13 protein-coding genes are annotated in these 22768 nt (G+C 69.1%); 4 read left to right on the top strand and 9 right to left on the bottom strand.

All coding sequences use genetic code 11. The annotated features are described in order from the left end of the window. Positions 1-137 precede the first annotated feature (137 nt). The 8 genes from AB0G74_RS16150 to AB0G74_RS16185 form a co-directional block, all read right to left on the bottom strand. Positions 138-4649 carry a hypothetical protein gene (locus tag AB0G74_RS16150; RefSeq protein WP_361146073.1) on the bottom strand — a complete coding sequence of 1504 codons (4512 nt, stop codon included), beginning with the start codon at positions 4647-4649 and terminating at the stop codon, positions 138-140. A 602-nt stretch (positions 4650-5251) separates the two neighbouring features. Continuing rightward, entirely contained in the window at positions 5252-5446 is a 195-nt protein-coding gene (locus AB0G74_RS16155) for a hypothetical protein (RefSeq protein WP_361146077.1), read from the bottom strand. Beyond that, positions 5443-5649 carry a hypothetical protein gene (locus AB0G74_RS16160; RefSeq protein WP_361146080.1) on the bottom strand — a complete coding sequence of 69 codons (207 nt, stop codon included), beginning with the start codon at positions 5647-5649 and terminating at the stop codon, positions 5443-5445. Before AB0G74_RS16160 ends, AB0G74_RS16155 begins: the two co-directional genes overlap by 4 nt. A 486-nt stretch (positions 5650-6135) precedes the next feature. Then, entirely contained in the window at positions 6136-7449 is a 1314-nt protein-coding gene (locus tag AB0G74_RS16165; RefSeq protein WP_361146082.1) for a TIGR02679 family protein, read from the bottom strand. Beyond that, positions 7446-11579 carry a TIGR02680 family protein gene (locus AB0G74_RS16170; RefSeq protein ID WP_361146085.1) on the bottom strand — a complete coding sequence of 1378 codons (4134 nt, stop codon included), beginning with the start codon at positions 11577-11579 and terminating at the stop codon, positions 7446-7448. The genes AB0G74_RS16165 and AB0G74_RS16170 overlap by 4 nt, the downstream gene beginning before the upstream one ends. Further along, positions 11576-12889 (bottom strand): TIGR02678 family protein, encoded by a 1314-nt coding sequence (locus AB0G74_RS16175; RefSeq protein WP_361146088.1) that lies wholly within the window; start codon positions 12887-12889, stop codon positions 11576-11578. Before AB0G74_RS16175 ends, AB0G74_RS16170 begins: the two co-directional genes overlap by 4 nt. Beyond that, on the bottom strand, positions 12886-14442 hold the full coding sequence (locus tag AB0G74_RS16180) for a TIGR02677 family protein (protein ID WP_361146092.1): 1557 nt from the start codon (positions 14440-14442) through the stop codon (positions 12886-12888). The genes AB0G74_RS16175 and AB0G74_RS16180 overlap by 4 nt, the downstream gene beginning before the upstream one ends. Before the next feature lie 326 nt (positions 14443-14768). After that, positions 14769-15194, bottom strand: a complete 426-nt coding sequence (locus tag AB0G74_RS16185) for a secondary thiamine-phosphate synthase enzyme YjbQ (protein ID WP_361146095.1) — start codon at positions 15192-15194, stop codon at positions 14769-14771. Between the two features lie 79 nt (positions 15195-15273). Between AB0G74_RS16185 and AB0G74_RS16190 the strand changes: the two genes are divergently transcribed. Then, positions 15274-16356, top strand: a complete 1083-nt coding sequence (locus AB0G74_RS16190) for an NAD(P)-binding domain-containing protein (RefSeq protein ID WP_361146098.1) — start codon at positions 15274-15276, stop codon at positions 16354-16356. A gap of 10 nt (positions 16357-16366) precedes the next feature. Here AB0G74_RS16190 and AB0G74_RS16195 read toward each other — a convergent pair whose 3' ends face one another. Then, the gene (locus tag AB0G74_RS16195; RefSeq protein WP_361146101.1) at positions 16367-18175 is read right to left on the bottom strand and encodes an ABC transporter ATP-binding protein; all 1809 of its coding nucleotides are present in this window, start codon (positions 18173-18175) and stop codon (positions 16367-16369) included. 143 nt (positions 18176-18318) lie between these two features. Here AB0G74_RS16195 and AB0G74_RS16200 point away from each other — a divergent pair, with 143 nt between their 5' ends. The 3 genes from AB0G74_RS16200 to AB0G74_RS16210 all read left to right on the top strand — a co-directional run bounded on the left by AB0G74_RS16200 (position 18319) and on the right by AB0G74_RS16210 (position 22651). Next, entirely contained in the window at positions 18319-18765 is a 447-nt protein-coding gene (locus tag AB0G74_RS16200) for a MarR family transcriptional regulator (protein ID WP_361146104.1), read from the top strand. 384 nt (positions 18766-19149) lie between these two features. After that, on the top strand, positions 19150-20643 hold the full coding sequence (locus AB0G74_RS16205; RefSeq protein WP_361146107.1) for a Gfo/Idh/MocA family oxidoreductase: 1494 nt from the start codon (positions 19150-19152) through the stop codon (positions 20641-20643). Between the two features lie 181 nt (positions 20644-20824). Beyond that, a complete protein-coding gene (locus AB0G74_RS16210; RefSeq protein ID WP_361146110.1) occupies positions 20825-22651 on the top strand; it encodes an ABC transporter ATP-binding protein in 1827 nt (608 codons plus the stop codon). The last annotated feature ends 117 nt before the right edge of the window (positions 22652-22768 follow it).

The following is a 22768-nucleotide window of genomic DNA, read 5'->3' on the forward strand; positions in this document are numbered from 1 at the left end:
AACAACCCCAGGCTATCGGGTCGCCCAATGTGTCCCCGGCCAGTGCTGTGCCCTCCCGAGCTGACCAGTTGTTGGCCTCAGGAAACCTAGACCACACCCACATGCCGTTGCGTGAGCGCCTCACCGAGCTCTGTCGCTCACACCTTCTGCGTGTCCGGCCGCGGAATGTTGATCACCATGGGGCGAACGTGAACTCCGCCCGCTTGCGAGAGGCTCGCCGCCTGGTCCAGCAGATGGACGAGGAGTGTGTCCGGCTGGAGCTTCTTCGCCTGGGTCTTACGGTTGTCACCCGTGGCATTCCACAGTTCGATCGGATACCAGCCGACGATGTAGATGCCTACATCCGTTCCTGCTTCCGGCAGATATCGGCCTGCCAACTGTTCCGCTTGAGACGTCAGAACTTCGTCGTTCCAGGAGCCCTTGACCTCAATGACCAGTTTGACTGACCCGCTCGCAGTGAGGTTGGGGTCGTCACCCGGTGAGGGCATCGCCTCGACGAGGAGGTCAGTGCGGTTGCCCGCGCCGTATGGATCGGTGGGGTGAATCAGCACCTCCCGGTTGACCGCGACACGACGGCCGGCCAGCCTCATCAGCAGCTCGTGTGCGAGGTAAGCGCAGAGAGCCGCTTCAGGCTTGGGGCGCCAAACGTCCGGGATGAATGGGTTTTCTACTGACGGCCTTCGGGGTCTCTTGCCCGGTGTACGATCCCAGAGCAACTCGCAGTGCGAGGGAAGTTCCCGGCCCACCTCCTCAAGGACCTCGTGCACCACATCCAAGAGATCTGTGCCGGTTCGAATGATGCGCAGCGCTGGATCCTGCAGGAGCCGCACCACGTCTTCCGTACGCACCTGGCTCCAACTCGCAACAGCATATTGCTTGGTCGCCTCGACGAGTGCCGCGGCAATGGACAGCCGGGAAGGGTACAGAGTCGCAAGTTGACGCAGTTGACGAATCGCCTCGGCGGTGCCTCGTCGGCTCAGCTCAGCTAGTAGGTGGTCTCTCCAACTGCGGGCCTGTTGCTCATCCGTGATCCAGCCGACCCCGCGAAGAGGCTCGTCCTCCGCAGGGTCGTACAACCCACTGAGCCACGAATACAATTCGGAAACGAGAGCTTCGTTGAGAGAAACTTGGATGCGCTCCTCCTCTCTCCTGGCACATGCTTCTGCCAACCTGCGGCCGAGTTCGGGGTCATTAGCCGCGAAAGCCTTGGCTCGTGGCCAGTGCGCCTCGGCATCCGCGGTCAACAGGGCATGGACAGCGAGGACAGCAGCTCGTGCGGCAAGCGGAGTTTCTCTCGGTCCGTCGATACTGGCATCAATGATCTCGTGCGCGACTCGGCTGTCGGTGGTGAGCAGAGCGGCCAGGGTTCTCTGCCAGGCCCACAGCGCGGCCTCACGCGCCTCATCATTGTTGGGCAAGCGTGCCAGGTGGTCTGCGTTTCCTGGGGAGCCGGCCAGGGTCCTTTCGGCAGCCTCGGACCCGAGCCCGAGACAGGTGGAAAGTTCAATGGCGAGGTCTTCCAAGCACGTACGGAGTTCAGGAGCCCAGCGCGGATCAATCGCATTGAGCTCGATGGGCTGTCGGCCTGCCGTCAGCGCCGCTCGGGCAACCTGGCCAACGCGCAGGGAAACCGACTCAGGTGCGTGACGGGCTGCCAAGCGAAGCAAGTCCACCCGCACGGGTTCCATGTAGCTCGTCGACATGCCCACGTACTCAGTGAGAATCGCGGCTGCCCACGAGCTCCAGACCCCTGCAGGAAATTCGAGCAGGGAGTTCATTCTGTGCAGCTCGGCGAGGAGGGCATAGCCCGCCCAGGAGGACTTGTTGCGACGGGCGTGCGGGAGCCAGGAATCCGCACGGTCATGCTCGGTGGTGAGGTAGCGGCGAGCAAGCTCAGCCAAATCCGACAGATCGTCACCGAGAGCAACGGCAGCTGGCCAGTTCGAGAGGGCGCCCAGTACGTTCTTTGCAAAATCCCCCGTCTGCGGGTCAAAGCGCAGACCCCACAGGAACTGCCACAGGCTGTCGTTGTCGCCCGCCCTGGCTTCAGCGAGGAGCCGCGTTTGCTGGGCCATGAACGCTGCGAATTCCGGCCAATGCACGCTGCCAGCGCTGTAGTTGTGGCGCAACGACTGAGCTAGCGGACTATCGACACGGATGGCAGCGTAGAAGGAGCGCAGATATGGCCAGGCCGGGTGCATTTCGTCATAGGCCAGTTCGAACACATGGGGGTCGTCCGTAGGGAACGTCCAGGAAGCGAGTTCGCCGTACACCTGGGTAGTCGCGCCATCGCCGTCCCCCGCCGCCTCGACAGTCTGCTCCAAGAGCCAGAGGAAGTCCTCCCGATCGACAAGCTGATGACGCGTTGCCGACTCGGGCTCCGAGGCTGCGTCGAGCCGTAGCGACGGGCGTCGTTCCCAGTCGTACACGATCTGGTAGGCCGCCGTGTGCGGGTCGAAGTTTGCTCGGACAGCCTCTCTGACAAGGGCTTGGGTCAGAAGCCTGCGTCGTGAGCGAGTCTCCTGCGTCTCGTCCCCGTGCTCATCGGGTTGCAGACAATCCGGCAGCTGGGCCTTGTGGTGGTTATGGAGGAGACTGAAAATGATCTTCGCCAAATTGCCCGCGTGCTGCGTCGCTTCCGACGTCTTCATCGCGCGGTCGATCACCCCATTGATCAGCGAGATCTCGAAGCGATCGCCCGAGAAGACATAGCCACTGTCCGGCCGGCAAACTGCGTCGGATGCCCAAGCCAGAAGACTTGGCAGATCCTCGTCCCTGCACTCACCCGGCATGGTCCTCAGGAAGTGGGCGTAGTTGCCGTACAAGTCTGGAGACGGAGGCCGAAGGGCGCCGAGCATCGTCGCTGCGTCCAAATGGTGCGGCCACAGCAGGCTCAGTAGAGTGCCCCGGAGCTCATGGTCGGGGTCCACCCGCTCGGCGTCAGGCGGGTCGGACAGCGTAGCGAGCACCTCGACGAAGACTGGCACGGCACGACCTGGGTCGCAGGCGAACGCGGCGCGCGCCGCCAAACGACGCTCCGTTTGATGCCAGGTGTCGTTCTGCACCAACTTCAGCAGGGCGTCGGCCAACCTGGGGTCGGTACCGGCTTCCTGAGCCAGTTGGATCGCGAGGCGGATTCGCGCTGTGGACTGCCAGTTGGCCGCACCTTCGGCAGGGGCAAGCTCCAAGTTGTCGGCGAGCTGGTGAGCGAGTGAGGGATGGCGCAGGTCCCAGCGGGAGAGCTGCCATCTCGTGTCTCCCAGTTCGATCTGCGCCGCAAGTTCCAGCAGCCTGCTTACCGTGAGCCGACGGACCTCGTCGGAACGCACGAGCGCGCTGTGCACCGCGATGCTCTCGGGATCGGCGCTGGCCAGCCAGTCGCCGCCAGAGGGATTCATGGCCACCAGCCAGGCCGCTGTCTCCCGCAGCGGTGCTGGGATGGTCGTTGTCTCTCCGTCTGGTGCGCAGATCAGGAAGAGATTCTCCAGCTGCGGTTGCGTGATCTTTCGATTGGTCAGGTAACGGGCTGCGAGGTAGGCCGCTACGGAGGAATGGCGGAATGCCACCCTGCCGTCATCCGGCGTTGTGAACAGGGCGGTTGCCAAACATTCTTCGACCACTTGGGGAGAGATCTCGAACAATCCAGCGTCGGTCCGCTCTGTTCCCCCCGCCAGTACATCGCCCTGCAGATCGTAGGTGCCGGCCCCAAACGAGGCGCCACGCCATACCGTCCGGTGGCCGGACAACAGCATCCACGCAGCGATGCGTCCCGCCACCGTCAAGCGCTGATGAGCCGTGGTGATCAGCGGTTTCTTAAGTCGGCGAGGGTCGGGGTCTTCAGCAAGCCGTGCTACTCCGCGAGCGAACAACTCTTCTGGGCGCCCGGGCAGCTGGCCATCAGCCTGATAGGTCAGTACCAGCAATTCCAAGGTCAGTGGTACTCCGGCAAGAACAGCGGCGCCGGCCGACTCGGCAGCCACCACCAGATCTTCTCCCGGGACGCCGGCGCTGTCAGCCAATGCCACTGCCTCCGCGCGACTCAACGGAGCCAGATCGACGCATCTGCACGCACCGAAAGCCTGGGTCAACGCAGACGTCAGCGCCGCCCGATAGTCGGCTGTGCGGCAGGCCATCAGAAACCGAACCCTGTCAATGTCCCGGCCGCTCAGTGACCTTCTCAGCGACCTGGGCAGACGTGGCAGAAGTGGACTCTCGTCGGCCTGATCCAGGACTACCGTCAGCACTCCAGCACCTCCGGCAGTGTCTCCTTCCGAAGGCAAGGAGAGAAGGTGGGACCCTAGCTCCTCCTGATAGGAGTGCTCGGTGAGATCCCCACCTGTCACCCAAAGACACGCGTCGGAGTCTCGGCTCCAAGCGTCGAGGACATGAGGCAACCCATTGGTGAGCTGCTTCAGGACGGAAGTCTTACCCGCTCCGGGTTCTCCCAGCACGACCATGGCCCCTGCCGCTGCGACAACAGCGGGAATCGCCAAGGCCCCTTGACAAAGATGCTCTGCATCCAGGACCACGTTTTCATCGTCCGCCCGGAACGCATCGGCGGCCTGCACAATCACATCTTCAGCGGCAAGCTGCTCACCCCGCACCCTGCACACCCGAGAAGCATGAAAGCCAAACACACTATCTGTCACACCCACATTCTCCCAACACCCACTGACAGACGACGGCGTCACCTCTCGCGGAGCAAGCGCGAACCAAGCTCAGGGGCAGCAAACTCACCTTGCACGCTGACCGGGACGAAACGCCGAGGGTGACCTGCTCGACCAGCGAGGAGTACAAGGCCCTCGCACCGCTCGACGGCTGCGACCGGCGCGTGTGGGGTGGGCTGCCACCACCGCCTGGACCTTGACCGAGGTACACCCGAGTCTCCGAGCTCGCTCGCCAGATCGACACCAGCAGCAGCGGCTCGATGCTAGACCTCACCGACTTCCACTTTCAGCTCGTGGATGCTCGTCGGCTCCTCGGGTGACAACTACTCCACACAGCTTTGGGCCACCTTGGCGTGACCCGCGGCCGTGAACGACGTTCTCGACGGCATCCGGTCTGTGTCGGTCGCGCTCAACTCCGGCCTGCTGCGCATCCTCCGCTCGCGCCTCGAGCTGCTCGCCGGACCGCCCAACTACGTGTGGCCAGAAGAAGCCATCGCCCGCGGCGAAGACGAACCCGTCAAGAAGGACGATCACTCGGTCGACGCCCTGCACTACGTGATCCATTCGACTGCATACGAGTGGCATCACCTCCTGACTACATACGCCTCCCGTTCATCCGCCTCGCTTCTACCTAGGTCCCAGCCCAGGACGAGCACTCCAAGGGTAATGAGGCTGCCAGTCATCACTATCTGGCGCGCGTTGAACAGGACCCCCAACCCCGCGATAGCGAATCCAAGGAGGAGCAGAGCGAGCAGAGCGCGGCTCTCCTGCATTCTCATGCGCTCACCGTGTTCTTGCTGATCCTGTAGTTTCTTCTCTTCCTCTCGGCGGACCTGACGCAGGGCCGCGGCCATCTGCTCTTGAAAGCGGTCCGCCTCGGCGCAGTCAAATTGATGTCCCAGCGGACATCTCGCGCCTGAATCAACGGCCCGTTGAAATGGCCGCCGGTGACCTCGTTGAAGGTGTCGTTGCCCCGGTTCATACGTCGACTATAGTGCGCAACTCGGGAATTGGTGGGCCGGATCGCAGCATTGGTCAACGGCCTTCTCGCCCCCCACCGCGCTTCTCGCTGATGGCCCACAAGGGTCGTCGACGAAGCGGCGTGCTGGCAGCAACAGTGGGCCAGTCGGCGGATCGCGCGTGAGCCGCAGACGTAAAGCGCTTACAACGGCTCCTTGGGGTCGAAATCGTGGATTCGGAAGGTCTGACGGCTCCACGATTTCAACCCCAGTAATGACGTTCGGCGGTCAGGCCGCTCCCACCGCACCAGCGCCACAAGGTGAAGGTTCCAGAGTGCAGAAGAAAACTTCACGCATGGCCAGCCAGTTGCAGTCATGTCCACCAGGTGCCCCGAAGAGATCCTCACCAGCACGCTCCATGTGATGCGTCATCGAAACTATGCCACGCAAACGGCAGTCGACATCACCGCAGGTCAGCGCCGACCTACGACTCTCAATCGCCTGGAGCGTTACGAATAGCCGGAGGGGTGCTGTTGGCGAGCCGCAGCAGCGAGATCTTCCAACAGCACATCGGCTCCCAGCTCCTCGACCACGGCGATGTCGTGCTCCGCCATGGCTTCGGCCAACTCGGGATCCCACGGTGCTCCGGTGATGCGCCCCGGTCGAGGACCGTCCGCGTTGCGGACGATCGCGGATCGGTAGTCTGCCTCGGTCATGCGCCAGGGGTGCGCCCCTGTCTTCTCCAGAACGTATGCGGCAATGCGGATGCCTTCGCCGTCGAAGTCACCGTGGTAACGGAGAACAGCGCCTTGGTCCGCGAGTAGACGCAAGAGCTGGATAGCTGCGCTGTTGGGCCAGCCGGACGTGCAGACAAGCGGCGGGCAGTTGGAGCCGAAGCGGCGGAGGGCGAGAGCCAAGATACTGGGGTTCTCCACTACGTGGACGAGGAGTGGGGCAGGGGTGGCTGGCAGGGTGAGCTCGCCCGGGTTCCTGACGTGGGCGAGGGTCAGGCTGGCTGCCTGGCCGGCCTCGGTGCACAGGCGGGCCACACGGGCGAGAAGGCCGTCGCCGACAGGGCGCAGGCCGGCGGCGATGACGGTGGCGGACAGCTCGTCGTCCGCGACGCCGGCGCGGGACCACAGGGCACGCCGTTCCACTGCGGACTGCGGCGGTGCAATGTCGTACAGAGTTGCCAGGGCACGCAGGACGAGGGTCGAGACGGGTGTGCCGTCGTCGAGAGCGTGCGCGTGGCCGTTCAGGACTCGGGCGGCGAAGGCTGGCAGGGGTTCGGCCTGGCCAGGTAGCTCGGCGAGTACTTTGAGCGCGTCGATGAGCAGCGCACGGGTGCGTTCCGTAGAACCACCGACCAGTCCTGCGGCTCGACAGGATGCGGCCCAGTCGGCGAGCACCGGCTGCGCCCGTACCGTGTCGTGACCAGCCAGCCAGGCCCACAGGCAGGCGCGTTCGTCCTCCTGGCGGCGGCGTTCACCGGCTCTGTCGCCGAGTGGGCCGACGAGTTCGGCGACGACTTCTCGTACGGTGCGGCCGGAGAGCTCGGTGACGGCCTCCTCCAGACGGGCCAGGGCGACGGAGGGCCGGGGGTCCGGCAGACGGTCCAGGCCGAGGAGGTCTGCGAGGGCTTCGCGCTGGATCTCGTCCAGCGGTCCGAGGCGTACACGTGTGACGGGGCGGCCGGAGGAGAGACGGTCGTGGACCGTCTGCCAAACAGGATGGAGTTCGGGGCGGCGAAGGGTCGCGTCGCGCGACGCGAGATGCTCCCGAGAAGTCGTCCCGCCGGACACGTGGTGGTCTCGCAAGGTCATCCTTCCTCCATTCCGGTGCCGTTCCAGACGAAGCGCGCGCTGGTGACGGCGTCGTCTCCGTCGGTCAGGAGTTGGTGGACGGCGATGCCGGGCAGTTCCCTGTAGTTACCCCACTCGTGGTCGGAGGTGATCATGAGGTCCAGGTCGAGTGCGGTGAGCAGCGCGAAGACCTGTCCGCGGTTGACGGTGTCGACGCCGACGAAGACCTCGTCGAGGAGGATCGGGCGGGGGGCCAGGGGCACGTCCTCGTAGTGGGCGGCGACGGCGGCGAACAGGGGCAGGTGCAGTGCGATGGCTTTCTCCCCGCCGGAGAGTGCGCCGTGCAGCCGCTTGGTAAGGGGCTGCCAGCCGCTCCCGTCCGCCCGGTCGAGGCGGACGGTGAAGGTGTGCCAGGCGGTGTAGTCGAGCACCTCGCCGAGGTGCTCCTCCCAGCTGGCGGCCGTGTCGCTGCCCTTGGCCTCCTCGATGCGGGCACGGAAGAAGGCGTGCAGGGCCTCCCGGTCGGACTCGGTGACCCGGCCGGGGTCCTTCAGGAGAAGTTGGCGGGCGGTACGGGTGCTGTCGGGGAGGTCCGGGCGGACGTCCCAGACGAGTTGGACGGCGACGTTGGAGGCAGTACGAACCCGCTCCAGGTGCCCGTTCATGTGCGCGACGAGTTCGCCGGCCCGGCGGATGCGGGCGGCGAGGTGGCGGCGGATGTCACCGGTGAGGATCTGGTCGAAGAGGCGCCGTTCGGCGATGCTGATGTCGTCGCGGCTGCGGTCGCGCTCCTGGGTGAGCGCGGCGAACAGACCGGTCGCCCCAACGCGGACGCCCTCCAGGGTGGCAGTGAAGAGCTGGACGTCGTCGTCGGGCTCCAGCTCCAGGTCGGCGCGGACGCCGAGGTGGCTGCGGGCCTCGTGGACGGCTTCGGAGAGGCGGGTAGCGGCGTCGCCGAGATGGCGCGGAGCGTGCGGGATCCGGGGCCACCGCGCCGCCATGGCGCGCGCGGCCTCCAGAGTGGCCTTGGTACCGTCCCTGGCGTCGAGTTCGGGTACGACTCCCGCGTCCTCGGCCAGACCCACCAGGCACAGGTGCCGGAACCGCCGTGCCGCGCCGTCGCGGGCCTCGACTGCCTTCTCCTGCCGGTCGGCGTCCTGGCCACTGGTGGCCCGCAGCTCTCCGATGCGGCCTTCCAGGCCCAGGAGGAGCTCGGCTGCCTGGCGGGCTTCCTTGCGGCAGCGGACCCGTTCGGCACGGGTCTCCGCAACTCGCGCGACGATCTGCCGGTAGTCCGCACCGACCGTCTCCTCCACGGCCTTCAAGCGTGCCGTCATCCCAGCCGCCTTCGCTTCGGCGGCGGCCGCGTCGGCGGACTGCTTCTCGGCGAGAAGGTGTGACCGGTCCGCCCGTGCGGCCATCTCCCTAGCCCTTTCAGCGGCCGCGATCGCGTCGATGCGGGCGTCCGTCCAGGTATCGGCGAGGTCGCGGAACCTCTCCATGTCGCGGCCGAGTTCGCGCAGCCGGTCGCGGTCCGTAGGCAGTCCGTGTTCGGCTGCCCTGCGGCTCAGCGTGCGCAGTGCGCGAGCCACGTCACCCTCGCGTGCGGCCAGATGCTCGGTCGCGTCGCGCACGGCGTCGTCCCGCGCGGCCACCTTCTCCTCGGCCTGGTCCCAGTCTCGTCGGCAGGCGTCGAGTTCCCGGTGGTCGGGCCGGGCGGCGCGATCGTCCGCCAGCCGGGCGGCACGGGCACCGAGTTCCCGCAGCCGGTCGGCGAGGGTGGCCAGGGAGTCGTCTTTCTCGGCGATCAGCTCGGTCAGTTCGGCGATCTCACGCTGCTTGGCCCGCTGTCGGGCGAGGGCTCCGATATGGGCGGGCTCCGGCTTGCTCCAGGAACCCGTGGCCAGCGCGAGGCGCCAGGCGCCGTCGGAGGAGACGGCCGCAGGGTGCCCGCCGGGCAGGGGGGTGCCGTACGCGATGCCGGCGAGGATGCGGGTCACGGTGCCGGCCGGTACGGGGATGTCCTCCTCGGGCCTCAGCACGTCCAGCAGGCTGGATCCGGGGGCGGTCGTGGCGAGGCCGACCTCGACACGGGTGTCGTGCCCAGGAAGGGTGAGCTCTTCGGATGGCGCCACCCATGCGTCCAGGAGGCCCGACGCCTCCAGTGCCGCTTCCACCGCGGCCTGTACGGGGAGCGGGACGTCCTCGTGGAAGGCGATCAGCCGCCACAGCGGCGCGCCCGCCACAGTCGTACGGACGGTGGTGCGGGTGGGTGGAGCGACGGGCTGGAGATCGGTCTCGCCGCTGAGCTTGCGCCTCCGCGCGCCGAGCAGGTCCCGTTCCTGCTCCAACCTCTGTTGTGCGGTGCGGACCCCGGCCCGCTCCGTGGTGATCTCCTGGTCCAGCGGTCGTGCGACCGTTTCGACCAGATCACGCACGTCTGCCTCGACGGCCGCCCTGACGGCCAGTTCATCGAGGTCGGGGATGCGCAGCTCCCTGCAGTCTCGGGCCCAGGCGAGCAGCCGTTCCGCCTGGGCAACGAGGGCGTTGTCTCCGTCGGTGGCGACCGCTTCGCGGTGGGCGATCGCGTCCGCAAGCCGGGTGCGGGCCTCGTCCAGCAGGCCCTCGGCGGTACCCCGGTCGCGTACCGCCCGGTCGTGGGCGTCGATCGCGTCGGTGATGTCGGCGACCTGCTCCCGTCGGGCGGTGACAGCGCCCCGGAGCAGACGACGGGCGGCGGTGCCAGGAGCATCGGACCGCCTGTTCCCCGTTCTGACCGGGGTGTTGGCCGTCCCGCTACCGAGGGACTTCGTCTCCCCTTCCGCGTCCAGAATCGTCTTCACCTCATGGTGAATGGACTCCATGCCTGTGGCCCGGGCCGAGCGGTGTGCCTCGTCCATAGTCGCGCGGGCGTGCTCGTCGCGCGAGCGGGCGTGGCTCGCGACGTCGTCGGCGTGCTTCCGGTCTTCTTCCGCCTCGGTCTCGGCGGACCGGGCAGCGGTACGCCGCTCTGCGGCCGCTGCGACCTGTTCCTCGGTTCCGCGGCGGAGCCGGTCGAGCTCTTCCCCCTTCTGGTAGGTGTCGCTTTCCCGAAGCCCTTCCATGATCTCGTCCAAGGCGTGCGCCCGTAGTTCCAGCTCCTCTCGTAGGGCCAGGGTGGATGCGCGCTCCTCGCACGCCTTCTCGTACTCCTCGGCGCTGACGCGGGCGTCCCGGGTGAGGTCGTCCATTTCGGTGGTCGCAGAGATCAGCGCTGCCGCACCGGCCCGCAGGACCCGACGGGCGTAGGCGCGCTGCCGGGATGCGACGTTCTCGGCGGCCGTCACATCGGCGTCGAGCCGGTCGAGGTGGTCCCGCTGCCGGTCCAGACGCTCGAAGCCCTCGGCCAGCTCGGTGATCTCTCCTTCGCCGAGCGGGGGCAGTGCCCGGGACAGCAAGGTGGACAGGAGGGAGGGGTCGAGCCGTTCGGACAGCTTGGGCTGGCGAAGCTGGAGCAAGGCGGAGAGCAGGGACTCGTACCGCTGCTCACCCATGCCCGCGAAGAGTTCGCGCCGCACAGTGGTGCGGTAGTCAGTGGCTGACGAATGTACCTCGCCGCGGTCGCGCAGGGCTTCGGTGAGGGCCGCCTTGGTCAGAGGCTGTCCAGTGTCGTTGACGAGGTGGACCCCGTCGGGGTGGGCGACCCGGGCGGTGGTGGTGAAGTAGTCGGCGTGCGCCGTAGTAGTGTGCATGCTCGCGTGCAGGCGGGCTCCGCAGCCGAACCAGTGCTCAGTGCCGTCGTCTCCGACGCGACGGAACTCCATCCACACGTACCCCACACGGGTCTTGCCGGACGCTCCCTGGCCGAGCAGGTTCCAGTGCATAGTGCGCTCCGAACCGCCGAACGTGGAGAGGCGGTTGGGGCGGAGGCTGGCGTCGAAGAGGAAGGGGAGCAGCAGTTCCAGGGCCTTGGACTTGCCAGTGCCGTTCTGACCGCGCAGCAGCAGGCGACCCTGGTGGAAGGTGAAGGTCTCGTCGTAGTAGCGCCAGACGTTGAGGATGCCCGCGCGATGGGTCTGCCAGCGTCCACGGCCGGTGTCCGCCTCGTGAACGGGCGACAGCTCGATGGTCTCTTCGGGCCGTCGCTGGAGAGGGAATTCCGTCACGCTCACTGCTCGTCTCCTTCTCCGGCGCTGCCAGCGGCGGTCACGGCTGGCGGATCGTTCTTCGGAGCTGGGCCGGTGGTCTCCGTCAGGCGGTAGCGGTACGCGGCCGGTCGCGCGATGACACGGTCTCGGGTTCTGCATGCCAGGCCGACGTCGAACAGGATCCGTACGGCGTCGTCGGCAAGGCGGGCCGGGCCTTCCTCCGACTGGTACGCCTTGGCCCAACCCGGGAAGCGGCGCAGCAGCTCCGCTCCGGCCTCGGCCAGCTGCTCGGGCAGCAGGCCCGCGGGCGTGGCGCAGAGCGGTGAGAGGAGGAGTAGCGCGGCGACTCGGGCTGTGGAGGTGTCGTCGGGGAAGCGGACGTCGGTGGCGATGGCGTCCGGATCGACGAGTAGAAAGCCCTCCGCCCGTTCCTCCAGGAGGAAACCGGCCTGTTCGACAGAGCGGCGCAGGATCTGGCGCCCGGTCAAAGAGGTGACGTAAGCGAGCTCGTCATCGGCGAGGTCGGCTCGGTAGAGCACGGGGTCGTCGAAGAGGCGGCGCAGCACCGAGTGACGCAGCCGCAGGTTGCGCTGGGCATCCGTGCTCGCAGCGGTCTCGGCGTGCGTGTCGTCGGCCGTCCCATCGACGGAAACGCCTCCGTAGCGGCGCTCCCTTACCAGGCCGGCAAGGAGGTCCTCGAACCGCGCGGGTACCTCCTCCGGGGGCACGGCGAGCCGGGAGGCGCCGACCGGCGCAACGGGCAGCCGCATGAGCAGTGTGTTGTCCACGCGATAGAGGACCTTCGCCTCCGCGGAGTCGACGTACGTCTCGGTCTTGCCGTCCACCGCACGCAGCACGTCGTACGACTCCAGCAGCTTCAGGACGTCGACGAACGCCATGCGCTCCGGCCGGCGGACCGGGTCGAACCCTGCCAGCGCGCGGTCGGCCGTCATGGCCTGGACGACGCGGTCGGCGAGCATGCCTATGGTCGTCATCGGCATCGACAGCAGCTCCGCAGCGGTCACGCACAGCAGGACGTATCGTCGGCGGTCGAACGGGGCCCGGCCGGAACGCGCCCGTCGAGCGGGGCGGGAGCCGTCGGGGTTGGCCCGGACCTTGGTGAGGCGGGCGTAGCCCCGGCGGGGCTCCACGACCAGATTCCAGCCGCAGGTGTAGTCGAACCAACGAGCCAGCGGGTCACGGCGGCGGCGCACCAGATCGAAACCGGTCGGATCGGCTGCCTCAGTGAGCAGTGGGCGGGCCAGCAGGAGGCGGATGGCACGGGCGACCTCCTCCCGTTCGGCGGAGGCCAGTTGGTTGGCGAGGGTGCTCATCCTGCGGCCTCCTGCCCCGTGGCTGCGCGGACTGCCGGGAAGGAGATCGCGCCGCCCACGGCTGTGACGTGGATGACGTAGTCCGGTCCTGCCATCGTCCCCTGCGCGGTACGCAGTACCGCGGTACGCCCGTCGGGGGGCGGCGACAGCGCCACCTCCACCCGGCCGTCGCCGGTCGTGGCCCGTCGTCGGCCACCCACGTCCGGTCGGGCGGCCAGCGCCCGGCCCAGCAGATCGAGGAGACGGTCGAAGGCCGCAGGGTCGAGGGTGCTGAAAGAGGAGAGCCGTACCGGGCCGTCCGTCTCCAGCGCCTGCCAGGCGCGTGCCAGCTCCGCTCGCTCCGCCCGGGCCCGCTCGGCGCGTTCCGCCCTCACCGCCGCCACGTCCCGCACCGTGGCCGTACGGGTGAAGCGTTCAGTCCGTCCGCTGGTCCTCAGCAGGGCCGACACTTTTACCGGAGGCGCCTCGGACCAGGAGTGGGACGAGGAAATCAGCTCCGGGTCCGGGTGGGCGAGGTGGGCATGGCGGGCCGGGCCGAGGCCGAAGGCGGCCGACCACAGCCGGTGCAGGTCCTCCTCGTCGGGAGCCGCAGCGAACCAGCGTGCGAGCTCCCGGAAGTCCTGTACGGCGCTGGAGGGGCGGCGCCGGGACTCGTTGATCCTCTCCAGCACCTGCAGGAGGGAGACGATGGCGCGCCGGGCGATGTCGTGCAGCTGCTCGATCCGGGGGCGCGCCCCGCCGTCCGGCAGGAACCAGGCCCTCAGCCCCGCCCAGCGCGCCCGCCGACTTTCCAGCCAGCTGGCTGCCGGGTCCTCTCCCGTGGTCGGGGGCAGCTCGGCACCCCGCAGGGCCCGCTCACGCAGCACCGCGATGCCCCGCTCCTCCACGCGGGCCACAGCGGCGGCCACCGTCTCGCCGCGCCGGTCGAGATTGACCAGGAACTCTTGGAGATACGCGACGGTGGCGGCCTTCACCTCACGGAATACGTCCAAATCCACTCCTTCGGAGCGAAGGAGCCTCTGCAACTGGCCGTTGAAGGCCTTGGTGTTCTCCACCAGGCCCTCCAGATGGCCCTCCAGCTCCCGCAGGGTGCTGAAGATCCGCCGGTCGGCCGCGGAGGGTTCGCCGGACAGCACGGTCAGCTCGTCGAGCCGGTCGGCGATCGCCTCCAGCACCGCGGTCTGCAGCGCTCCTGTGGAGGCCAGCACCTCCAGGGCATGTCGCACCCCGGCGAGCGCGGCCTCCCCCCGGCGGGTCAGCGAGTAGTGCAGGTTGCGCCGCTCGTACTCCTCGGCCGTGCGGTAGTTCTGGGCGTGGTTGTGAACCACGTCGAGGAGTTCCCACTTCACCAGCCGTTTCAGCGTCTCGTGCAGTTCCTCGTCCTCAAGGTCCGAGACCCAGCCCACCGTACGCAGCCGCTCCCGTACTCCGTCGAGGCCAAGCGCGGTCTCCAGGTGCTCACCAGCCACTCCGAAAGCCTCGAGCACGGCCCCGTTCAAGTCGGCCGTCTCCCCCGTGGTGAACCGGAACATCTCCGGCGGAACCCTGCGCATGTTGATACGTCCCCTCCGCCGCCACCCCTGCGGCACTTCGATCTCCACGGTAGGGGGCGACCCCGGGCCCCGGCCTCGGCTTGCTGTCATCGCTGTGATAGCTGTCATGACAAGGCCCGCTCCGTGCTCACCTGCCGCTCGCCCTATTGATCATCTTTATCAGTGTCCGCCGGCCGCGGAAGGCAGAATTGCGGTGAAGGGAAGGAGGGCACTGACCGGGCAGAAGTGTGACGCGGGAGAGCGGCCACGGGTTGAAAGATCGAGCCCCTGGACCCACCCGAGCCCGCTCCCAACATCCCCATGCCGCTCCGTCCCATCGAAGCGACTCACTGACCGAGGAAGCTCAGCCGCACTTGACGGTTGGTATTGGAGACGTTGGTGTCCACCAGGCAGACCGACTGCCAGGTGCCGAGTGCCAGCCGTCCGCCGATGACCGGGAGGGTGGCGTGGGGCGGTACGAGCGCCGGGAGGACGTGGTCGCGGCCGTGGCCCGGGGTGCCGTGGCGGTGGTGCCAGCGGTCGTCGGCGGGGAGCAGGGTGCGGAGCACGGCGAGGAGGTCGTCGTCGCTGCCGGAGCCCGTTTCGATGATCGCGATACCCGCGGTGGCGTGGGGGACGAAGACGTTGAGGAGGCCGTCGCGGCCGGACGCGGCCTCGTCGAGGAAGCGTTCGCAGGCCCGGGTGAGGTCGGTGACCGTCTCGTGGGAGCCGGTGGTCAGGTCGAGTGTGGTGGTGGTGAAGGGCGTCGGCATGGATCCATCTTGGCCGACTTCCGGCGGTGGGGCGGGGTAGGGCGGGAAGAAGGGCACGGGCGTCACGGTTGGTAGAAACATGAACGACTCAGGGGTGCGGGATGTGGACGTGGTGGTCGTCGGTGCCGGGCAGGCCGGGCTGTCGGCCGCCTACCATCTGCGGCGGATCGGGCTGGTGCCGGACCGTGACTTCGTGGTGCTCGACCACTCCCCCGGACCCGGTGGGGCCTGGCAGTTCCGGTGGCCGAGTCTGACGTACGGGCGGGTGCACGGGATGCACGCACTGCCCGGGATGGAGCTGACCGGGGTCGATCCGGCCCGGCCGTCGGCCGAGGTGATCGGGGGGTATTTCGCGGAGTACGAGGAGCGGTTCGGGCTCCGGGTCCGGCGGCCGGTCGATGTGGCGGCCGTACGGGAGGGCGAGGGCGGGCGGCTCTCGGTGGAGACCTCGGCCGGGCGGTGGTCGGCGCGGGCGCTGATCAGTGCGACCGGGACCTGGGACCGGCCGTTCTGGCCCCGGTATCCGGGGCAGGAGACCTTTCGGGGGCGCCAGCTGCATACTGCCGGATACCGGGGGCCGGAGGAGTTCGCCGGGCAGCGAGTAGTCGTGGTCGGGGGCGGCGCGTCGGGGACGCAGCATCTGATGGAGCTGGCGGAGCACGCGGCGGAGACGACCTGGGTGACCCGGAGCGCGCCGGTCTTCCGGGAGGGGCAGTTCGACGAGAACGTCGGCCGGGAGGTGGTGGCCCGGGTGGACGAGCGGGTCCGGGAGGGCCTGCCGCCGCGGAGTGTGGTGTCGGTGACCGGGCTGCCGCTGACCGATGCCGTCCGCGCGGCCAGGGCGGACGGGGTACTGGACCGGCTGCCGATGTTCGACCGGATCACCCCGACCGGGGTGGAGTGGGACGACGGCCGGGTGGTCCCGGCGGATGTGATCCTCTGGGCGACCGGCTTCCGGGCGGCGCTGGAGCATCTCGCCCCGCTGAAGCTGCGGGAGCCGGGCGGCGGGGTGCGGATGGACGGCACCCGGGTGGTACGGGACGAGCGGATCCATCTCAGCGGGTACGGCCCCTCCGCCTCGACGATCGGCGCCAACCGCGCGGGGCGGGCCGCCGTACGGGAGATCCGGGAGCTGCTGGAGCGCAGGCCGGCCCTCGTCTGACGGCGGGCGGTCAGACCGGGGCGGAGACCGTCGGGTCGGCGTCCCGGCGGATCAGCTCCGCGTAACGGCCGTCCCTCGCCAGCAGCTCGTCATGGGTGCCTCGCTCGGATATCCGGCCGCCGTCGAGTACGACGATCTCGTCGGCGTTCCGGACGGTGGAGAGCCGGTGCGCGATGGTGATGGTGGTACGCCCGGCCGAGAGCGCGTCGATCGCCCGCTGGACGGCTTCCTCGGTACGGGTGTCGAGGGCGCTGGTCGCCTCGTCGAGGATGAGGACGGGGGGATCGCGCAGGATGGTGCGGGCGATGGCCAGGCGCTGCTTCTCACCGCCGGAGAAACGGTGGCCCCGCTCGCCGACGAGGGTGTCGTAGCCGTCGGGGAGGGCGGCTATGTGGTCGTGGATCTGGGCGGCCCGGGCCGCGGCCTCGATCTCGGCGTCGGTGGCACCCGGTTTGGCGAAGCGCAGATTCTCGGCGACGGAGGCGTGGAAGAGATACGCCTCCTGGGAGACCACGCCCACGGCCCGGGCAAGGGTGTCGAAGCCGAGGGCGCGGACATCGGTGCCGTCGAGGGTGACCCGGCCGCCGGTGACGTCGTAGAGCCGGGGGACGAGATAGCCGAGGGTGGACTTTCCCGAGCCGGTCGGGCCCACGACGGCCAGGCTGCCGCCCGCCGGGACGGCGATGTCGACACCGGAGAGGGTGGGGGCGTCCTGCCTGGGGTCGTAGCCGAAGTCCACCGCCTCGAAGCGGACGTCCCCGCGGATCTTCGCCGGACGGACCGGCTCGTCGGGCTCGGTGATGTCCACGGGCAGGTCGAGGTATTCGAAGATGCGCTGGAAGAGGGCGAGTGACGTCTGCATGTCCACGCCGGTGGAGAGCAGGCTCACGGCCGGGCGGAAGAGGCCCTGCTGGAGGGAGACGAAGGCGACGAGGGTGCCGATGGAGATGGCGGCTCCCCCGGCCAGGGCGAGCCCCGCGGTCCAGTAGATGACGGCGGGCATGGCGGCCATCACGATGCCGATGATCGACATCCGCCACCGCCCGGCCATGCTGGAGCGGACCTCCAGATCGACCAGCCGCTCCGACTCCTCGGCGAAGGTGCGGGTCAGCGAGTCCGACCGGCCCATCGTGCGGCCGAGGAGGATGCCGCCGACCGAGAGGGACTCCGTCACCGTGGCGGCCATCGCCGCCAGCTGTTTCTGCCGCTGGGCCGTGATCCGCTTCCGTTCGCGGCCGACCCGTCGGCTGATCCAGACGAAGACGGGCAGCAGAAGCAGCGAGACCACGGTGAGCCGCCAGTCGAGGGCGAGCATGGCGACGACGGTGGCGACCACGGCCGTGAGGTTGGAGACCAGCGACGTGGCCGTGGAGGTGACGGTGGCCTGCATTCCGCCGATGTCGTTCGCGATCCGGGACTGCACCTCGCCCGTCCGGGTCCGGGTGAAGAACGCCAGCGGCATGCGCTGGAGCCGGGCGTAGACCGCGGTCCGCAGATCGTGCATCACCCGCTGGCCGACCGTGGTCGAGATCAGGGTCTGGAGCACGCCGAGGACGCTGGTGACGACGGCGGCGGCGATCATGCCCAGGGCGAGCAGGCCGAGCAGGCCGGTGCGGCCCTGCGGAATCGCGGTGTCGATGACCGCCTTCAGCAGGAACGGGGAGGCGACCGAGACGAGGGAGGCGGCCGCCACCAGCAGCCCGACGAGGGCCAGCCGGCTCCGGTAGGGCCGGAAGAGCCGGAGGATCCGCCGCACCTCGGCGGGCGGCTGCTCCGGCCCGGGGGCCGGGGGTGTCCAGGTGATCCGTTCGGGGTGCATGGTCTCCTTCCGCGGCCGGACCGGGCGGCTGTTTCCAGGGACTGCCCCCGACCCGTCCTGCCCACGTCCGGCACGACGACATCGAGAGCATAGCTCATAGTTACCTATGTACACAATGAAGTAAGTCCTGATAGTGTTCCCGTATGACCACACCCGAGCCCGACGGCCTGCTGGCCGAGCAGCTGCTCCGGCTCACCCGGCGGATCCACCGCAGCCAGCAGCGCCGACTGGAGTCGGCCGGGGTCGTGATCACGCCCGCCCAGTCGCGCCTGCTGCGCGCCCTGGTACACGACGAGCGCCCGCCGCGGATGGCGGATCTGGCCGCCCGGCTCGAAGTGGTGCCCCGCGCGGTGACCAGCCTGGTCGACGGTCTGGAGGCGGCGGGCCGGGTCCGCCGGGCGCCCGACCCCGACAACCGCCGGGTCATACGGATCGAGCTGACCGACACCGGCCGCGCCACGCTCAAAGCGCTGCGCGAGGCACGCCGCGCCGCCGCCGAGGACATCCTCGCGCCGCTCTCCCCGGCGCAGCGCACCGAGTTCGGCGCCCTGCTCTCGGTCCTGGCCGACGGTCCGGGCCGGAGCTGCTGACCCGCCGGGGCCGCTTCGGCCGCGCCCGCCCGGACGTCATCGCGGTGTCGGCCGCCGAGCGGACCGGGATCGTACGAGATCGGCCGCCGCGCACCATTGCGCCCCCGCGTTGACCGGAGCATGCTCACCGCAGGTCGTGTCGGACCAGTGCGGCATACGAGTCCCTTCCCTCTCGGGAACCCGGGTTCGGAGGGCCGCGTCCGGCTCGGCGACTCGGCACGGTGGCAACACACGGGACACAGAGGCCCTCTTGCGTATCAGCCGCCTCACCCGAGATCGTGCTGACGGAGATTCAGTACCAGGCCGTGCCGGGTGGCGAGCCCGGAGATCCCCCCTGGACACGGCCCAGCAGCGCACCATCAGCTCCTCTGATCTGGAGGCTCGATGAACGACGCAGCCACACCCGACCACGGCGCATCGGCCGCCCCCGGCGACGACGCCGTCCCTCCCCCGCCGGACTCCACCGACTCCCCCAGCCGCCGCTCCGTCCTGCGGACCTCCGCGGGGGTCGCCGGGGCCGGGGTGGCCCTCGGCGGATTCAGCGGGCTCGGTGTATCGGCCGCGTCCGCGGCACCCCCGGACGGCTCGGCGGCGGTGGCCGCCGCCGAGGCGCTGAAGGTACCGCCGCGCCAGGGCAGGACCATGGCGGGGGTGCCCTTCGAGCGCCGGAGCACGGTCCGGCTCGGAATCATCGGCCTCGGCAACCGGGGCGCCGCGATGCTCGGCCTCTTCCTCGCCCTGCCCGGGGTCCGCGTCGTCGCCCTCTGCGACCCGGTCCGGACGAAGACCGAGCGGGCCGCAGCCAAGGTCGTCGCGGCCGGACAGCCCTCCCCCACCCTCTACACCAACGGCGACGACGACTACCTCCAGCTCTGCGAGCGGGGCGATCTCGATCTCGTCTATGTCGCCACGCCCTGGGAGACCCACTTCGCCATGGCGAAGGCGGCCCTGCGCGGCGGCAAGCACGTCGGGGTGGAGTGTCCGGTCGCGATGCGGCTGGAGGAGCTGTGGGCCCTGGTCGACCTCTCCGAACGCACCCGGCGCCACTGTATGCAGCTGGAGAACTGCTGCTACGGCAGGAACGAGATGCGGGTCCTGAGAATGGCCCACGCCGGGAAGTTCGGCGAACTGCTGCACGGCGCGGGCGCCTACAACCACGATCTGCGCGATCTGATGTTCGACTCCGACTACTACGAGGGGCCCTGGCGGCGGCTCTGGCACACCCGGCTCCGCGGCGATCTCTATCCCAACCACGCCTTCGGGCCGATCGCCAACTACATGGACGTCAACCGTGGTGACCGCGCGGTCTCCATCGCCAGCTTCGGCACCCCCGCCCTGGGCCTCGCCGAGTACCGGAAGGCGCATATGCCACCGGGCGACCCCAGCTTCAAGGAGAGTTATGTCTCCGCCGACCGCACCATCAGCATGGTGCGGACGGCCAAGGGCCGGATCATCCGGCTGGAGCACGATGTGTCGACCCCGCATCCGTACAGCAGGATCAACAGCCTCGGCGGCACCAAGGGCGTCTTCGAGGACTATCCGGCCCGGATCTATCTGGAGCCCGACCACTCCAACCACGCCTGGGGCGACTTCTCCCGGTACGCGGAGTGGGACCACTGGCTCTGGAAGGAGCACGCCAATCCGCCGGGCGGCCACGGCGGGATGGACTACATCATGCTCTTCCGTCTGATCCAGACCATGCGGCTCGGTCTGGTCCCCGATTTCGATGTGTACGACGCGGCGGTCTGGACCGCTCCGGTACCGCTGAGTCATCTGTCGATCAAGGCCCAGGGCGCCCCGCTGCAGATCCCGGACTTCACCCGTGGCGAGTGGCGCCGAAGCCGTCCAGGTGTGGATTCGGCCAAACCTGGAGAGTGAGGCGGAGACTCCGCTTCGAACCCGAACGCGGCCGATGCCGTACGGGGAGCGGGCGCCGGGTACGGCTCCGCTCCCCCCGGCACGCGCGGGCGTTCGAAACGCCCGAAAACCGATTGCGCGAACCGGGCGATCGGAGCGAACCTTGCACGGTTTGCACCACCCTCGACTGTGCTGGGGCACCATGCAGATCCAGAATCTTCCCTTCAGGGATCCCGGTAAACCCGATGTGCGATCGGGTACGCGATTTTTGGCCTGGCTCTTTCGCCATCAGCTCGGCGGCCAGGCAAAGGCTCTGGGCTGGGGCCTGCTGAACCAGCTCTCCATAGCCGGACTGGCCGTGGCCACCGGTATCGCCGTCCAGGCGGTGGTGGACCGGGACGGCACCCGGCTCGCCTGGGCGGGCGGGCTGCTGGCCGTCCTCGGTGCCGGGATCGCGGTGGGCGAGACCATGCTGCACCGGGCGACCGTCACCAACTGGATCACCGCCGCCGCCCGGGTCCAGCAACTGCTCTCCCGGAAGACCGCCGAACTGGGTTCGGTACTGACCCGCCGGGTCGCCGCGGGCGAGATCGTCGCGGTCTCCGCGGGCGATGTGGAGAAGATCGGCTGGATCGTCGAGGCGTTCTCCCGCTTCCTGGCGGCGGCCACGACGGTCCTGCTGGTCAGCGGGGCGCTGGTGATCTACCAGCCCGCCCTCGGCGTGGTGGTCGCGATCGGCTTCCCGATCATCGGTCTGGCCGTGCTGCCGCTGCTGTCGCCCGCGTCGAAGCGGGCCGACGTCCAGCGGGAGAAGGCCGGATACGCCACCGAGCTGGCCGCTGACACCGTCGCCGGACTGCGGGTCCTGCGCGGTATCGGCGGCGAGGAGCAGTTCCTCGACCGCTACCGCGAGGCGTCCCAGGAGGTGCGCCGGGCCGCCGTCCGGGCCGCCCGCACCTGGTCCCTGATCTCCGCGATCCAGGTCCTGCTGCCGGGCGCGCTGATGCTGATCGTGGTGGTCTACGGCGCCCACCTGGCGCTGGACGGGCAGATCGCGGTCGGTGAGCTGGTCACCGTCTACAGCGCCGTACTGCTGGCGCAGCACCCGCTGCGGAACGTGGAGGAGATCGCCCTCGCGTACTCCTACTCGAAGCCGTCCGCGAAGCGAGCGGCCCGGGTGCTCGCGCTCCGCAGGACGAGTACGACCACCGACCGCGACCACGGACGCCCCACCGGTGACCTCTACGACCCGGTGACCGGTGTCCTGGCGCCCGAAGGGCTGCTGACCGCCGTCGTCTGCGGCGACCCCGACACCGCCGGGAACCTGGCCGAGCGGCTGGGCGGCCATCCGGCCGCCGATGTGGTGCCCCCGGCCGGTCCCGGGGAAACCGGGGCCGCGGCCGGGACCGCCGCCCCGGTGGACTCCGTACTGCTGGGCGAGGTCCCGCTGGACGAGCTGCCGCTGGAGGAGGCCAGAACCGCCGTCCTCGTCCAGGACAAGGAGCCCGTACTGCTCTCCGGCACCCTGCGCGAGCTGCTGGACGTGCCCTCGTCGGGGCGGGTCTCGGCGGCCGACGCGCTGGACGCGGCGCAGTGTGCCGACGTCCTGACCGCCCTGGGCCGCGCGTCGGGCGACTCCGACGGCTCCGGCGACCCCATGGAGACCCCGATCACCGAGCGCGGCCGGTCGCTCTCCGGCGGCCAGCGCCAGCGTCTCGCCCTGGCCAGGTCGCTGGTGACCGACCCCGAGGTACTGGTACTCGACGAGCCGACGTCGGCCGTGGACTCCCACACCGAGGCCCGGATCGCGGCGGGTCTGCGACGGCTGCGCGACGACCGTACGACGGTGGTCTTCGCATCGTCGCCGCTGCTGCTCGATCTGGCGGACCGGGTGGTGCTGGTGGACGGCGAGAGCGTGGCCGCCGTCGGCACCCACCGGGAGCTGCTGCGCTCCGAGCCCCGCTACCGCGCGGTCGTCACCCGTGAGGCCGACCCCGGCCGGGAGAGGGAGGCCGGCGTCCCGGCCTGACCACCCGGGAGGCCCCCGCGCCCCGGCCCGACCGACCGGGGCGCGACGACGGAGACCGTGTGACGGACCGGTGGGCGGGACGAACCCGCCCACCGGACGCACCCTTTTTCAGACTTC

Source organism: Streptomyces sp. NPDC020875 (assembly GCF_040641415.1).
In the GTDB taxonomy this organism is placed as follows: domain Bacteria; phylum Actinomycetota; class Actinomycetes; order Streptomycetales; family Streptomycetaceae; genus Streptomyces.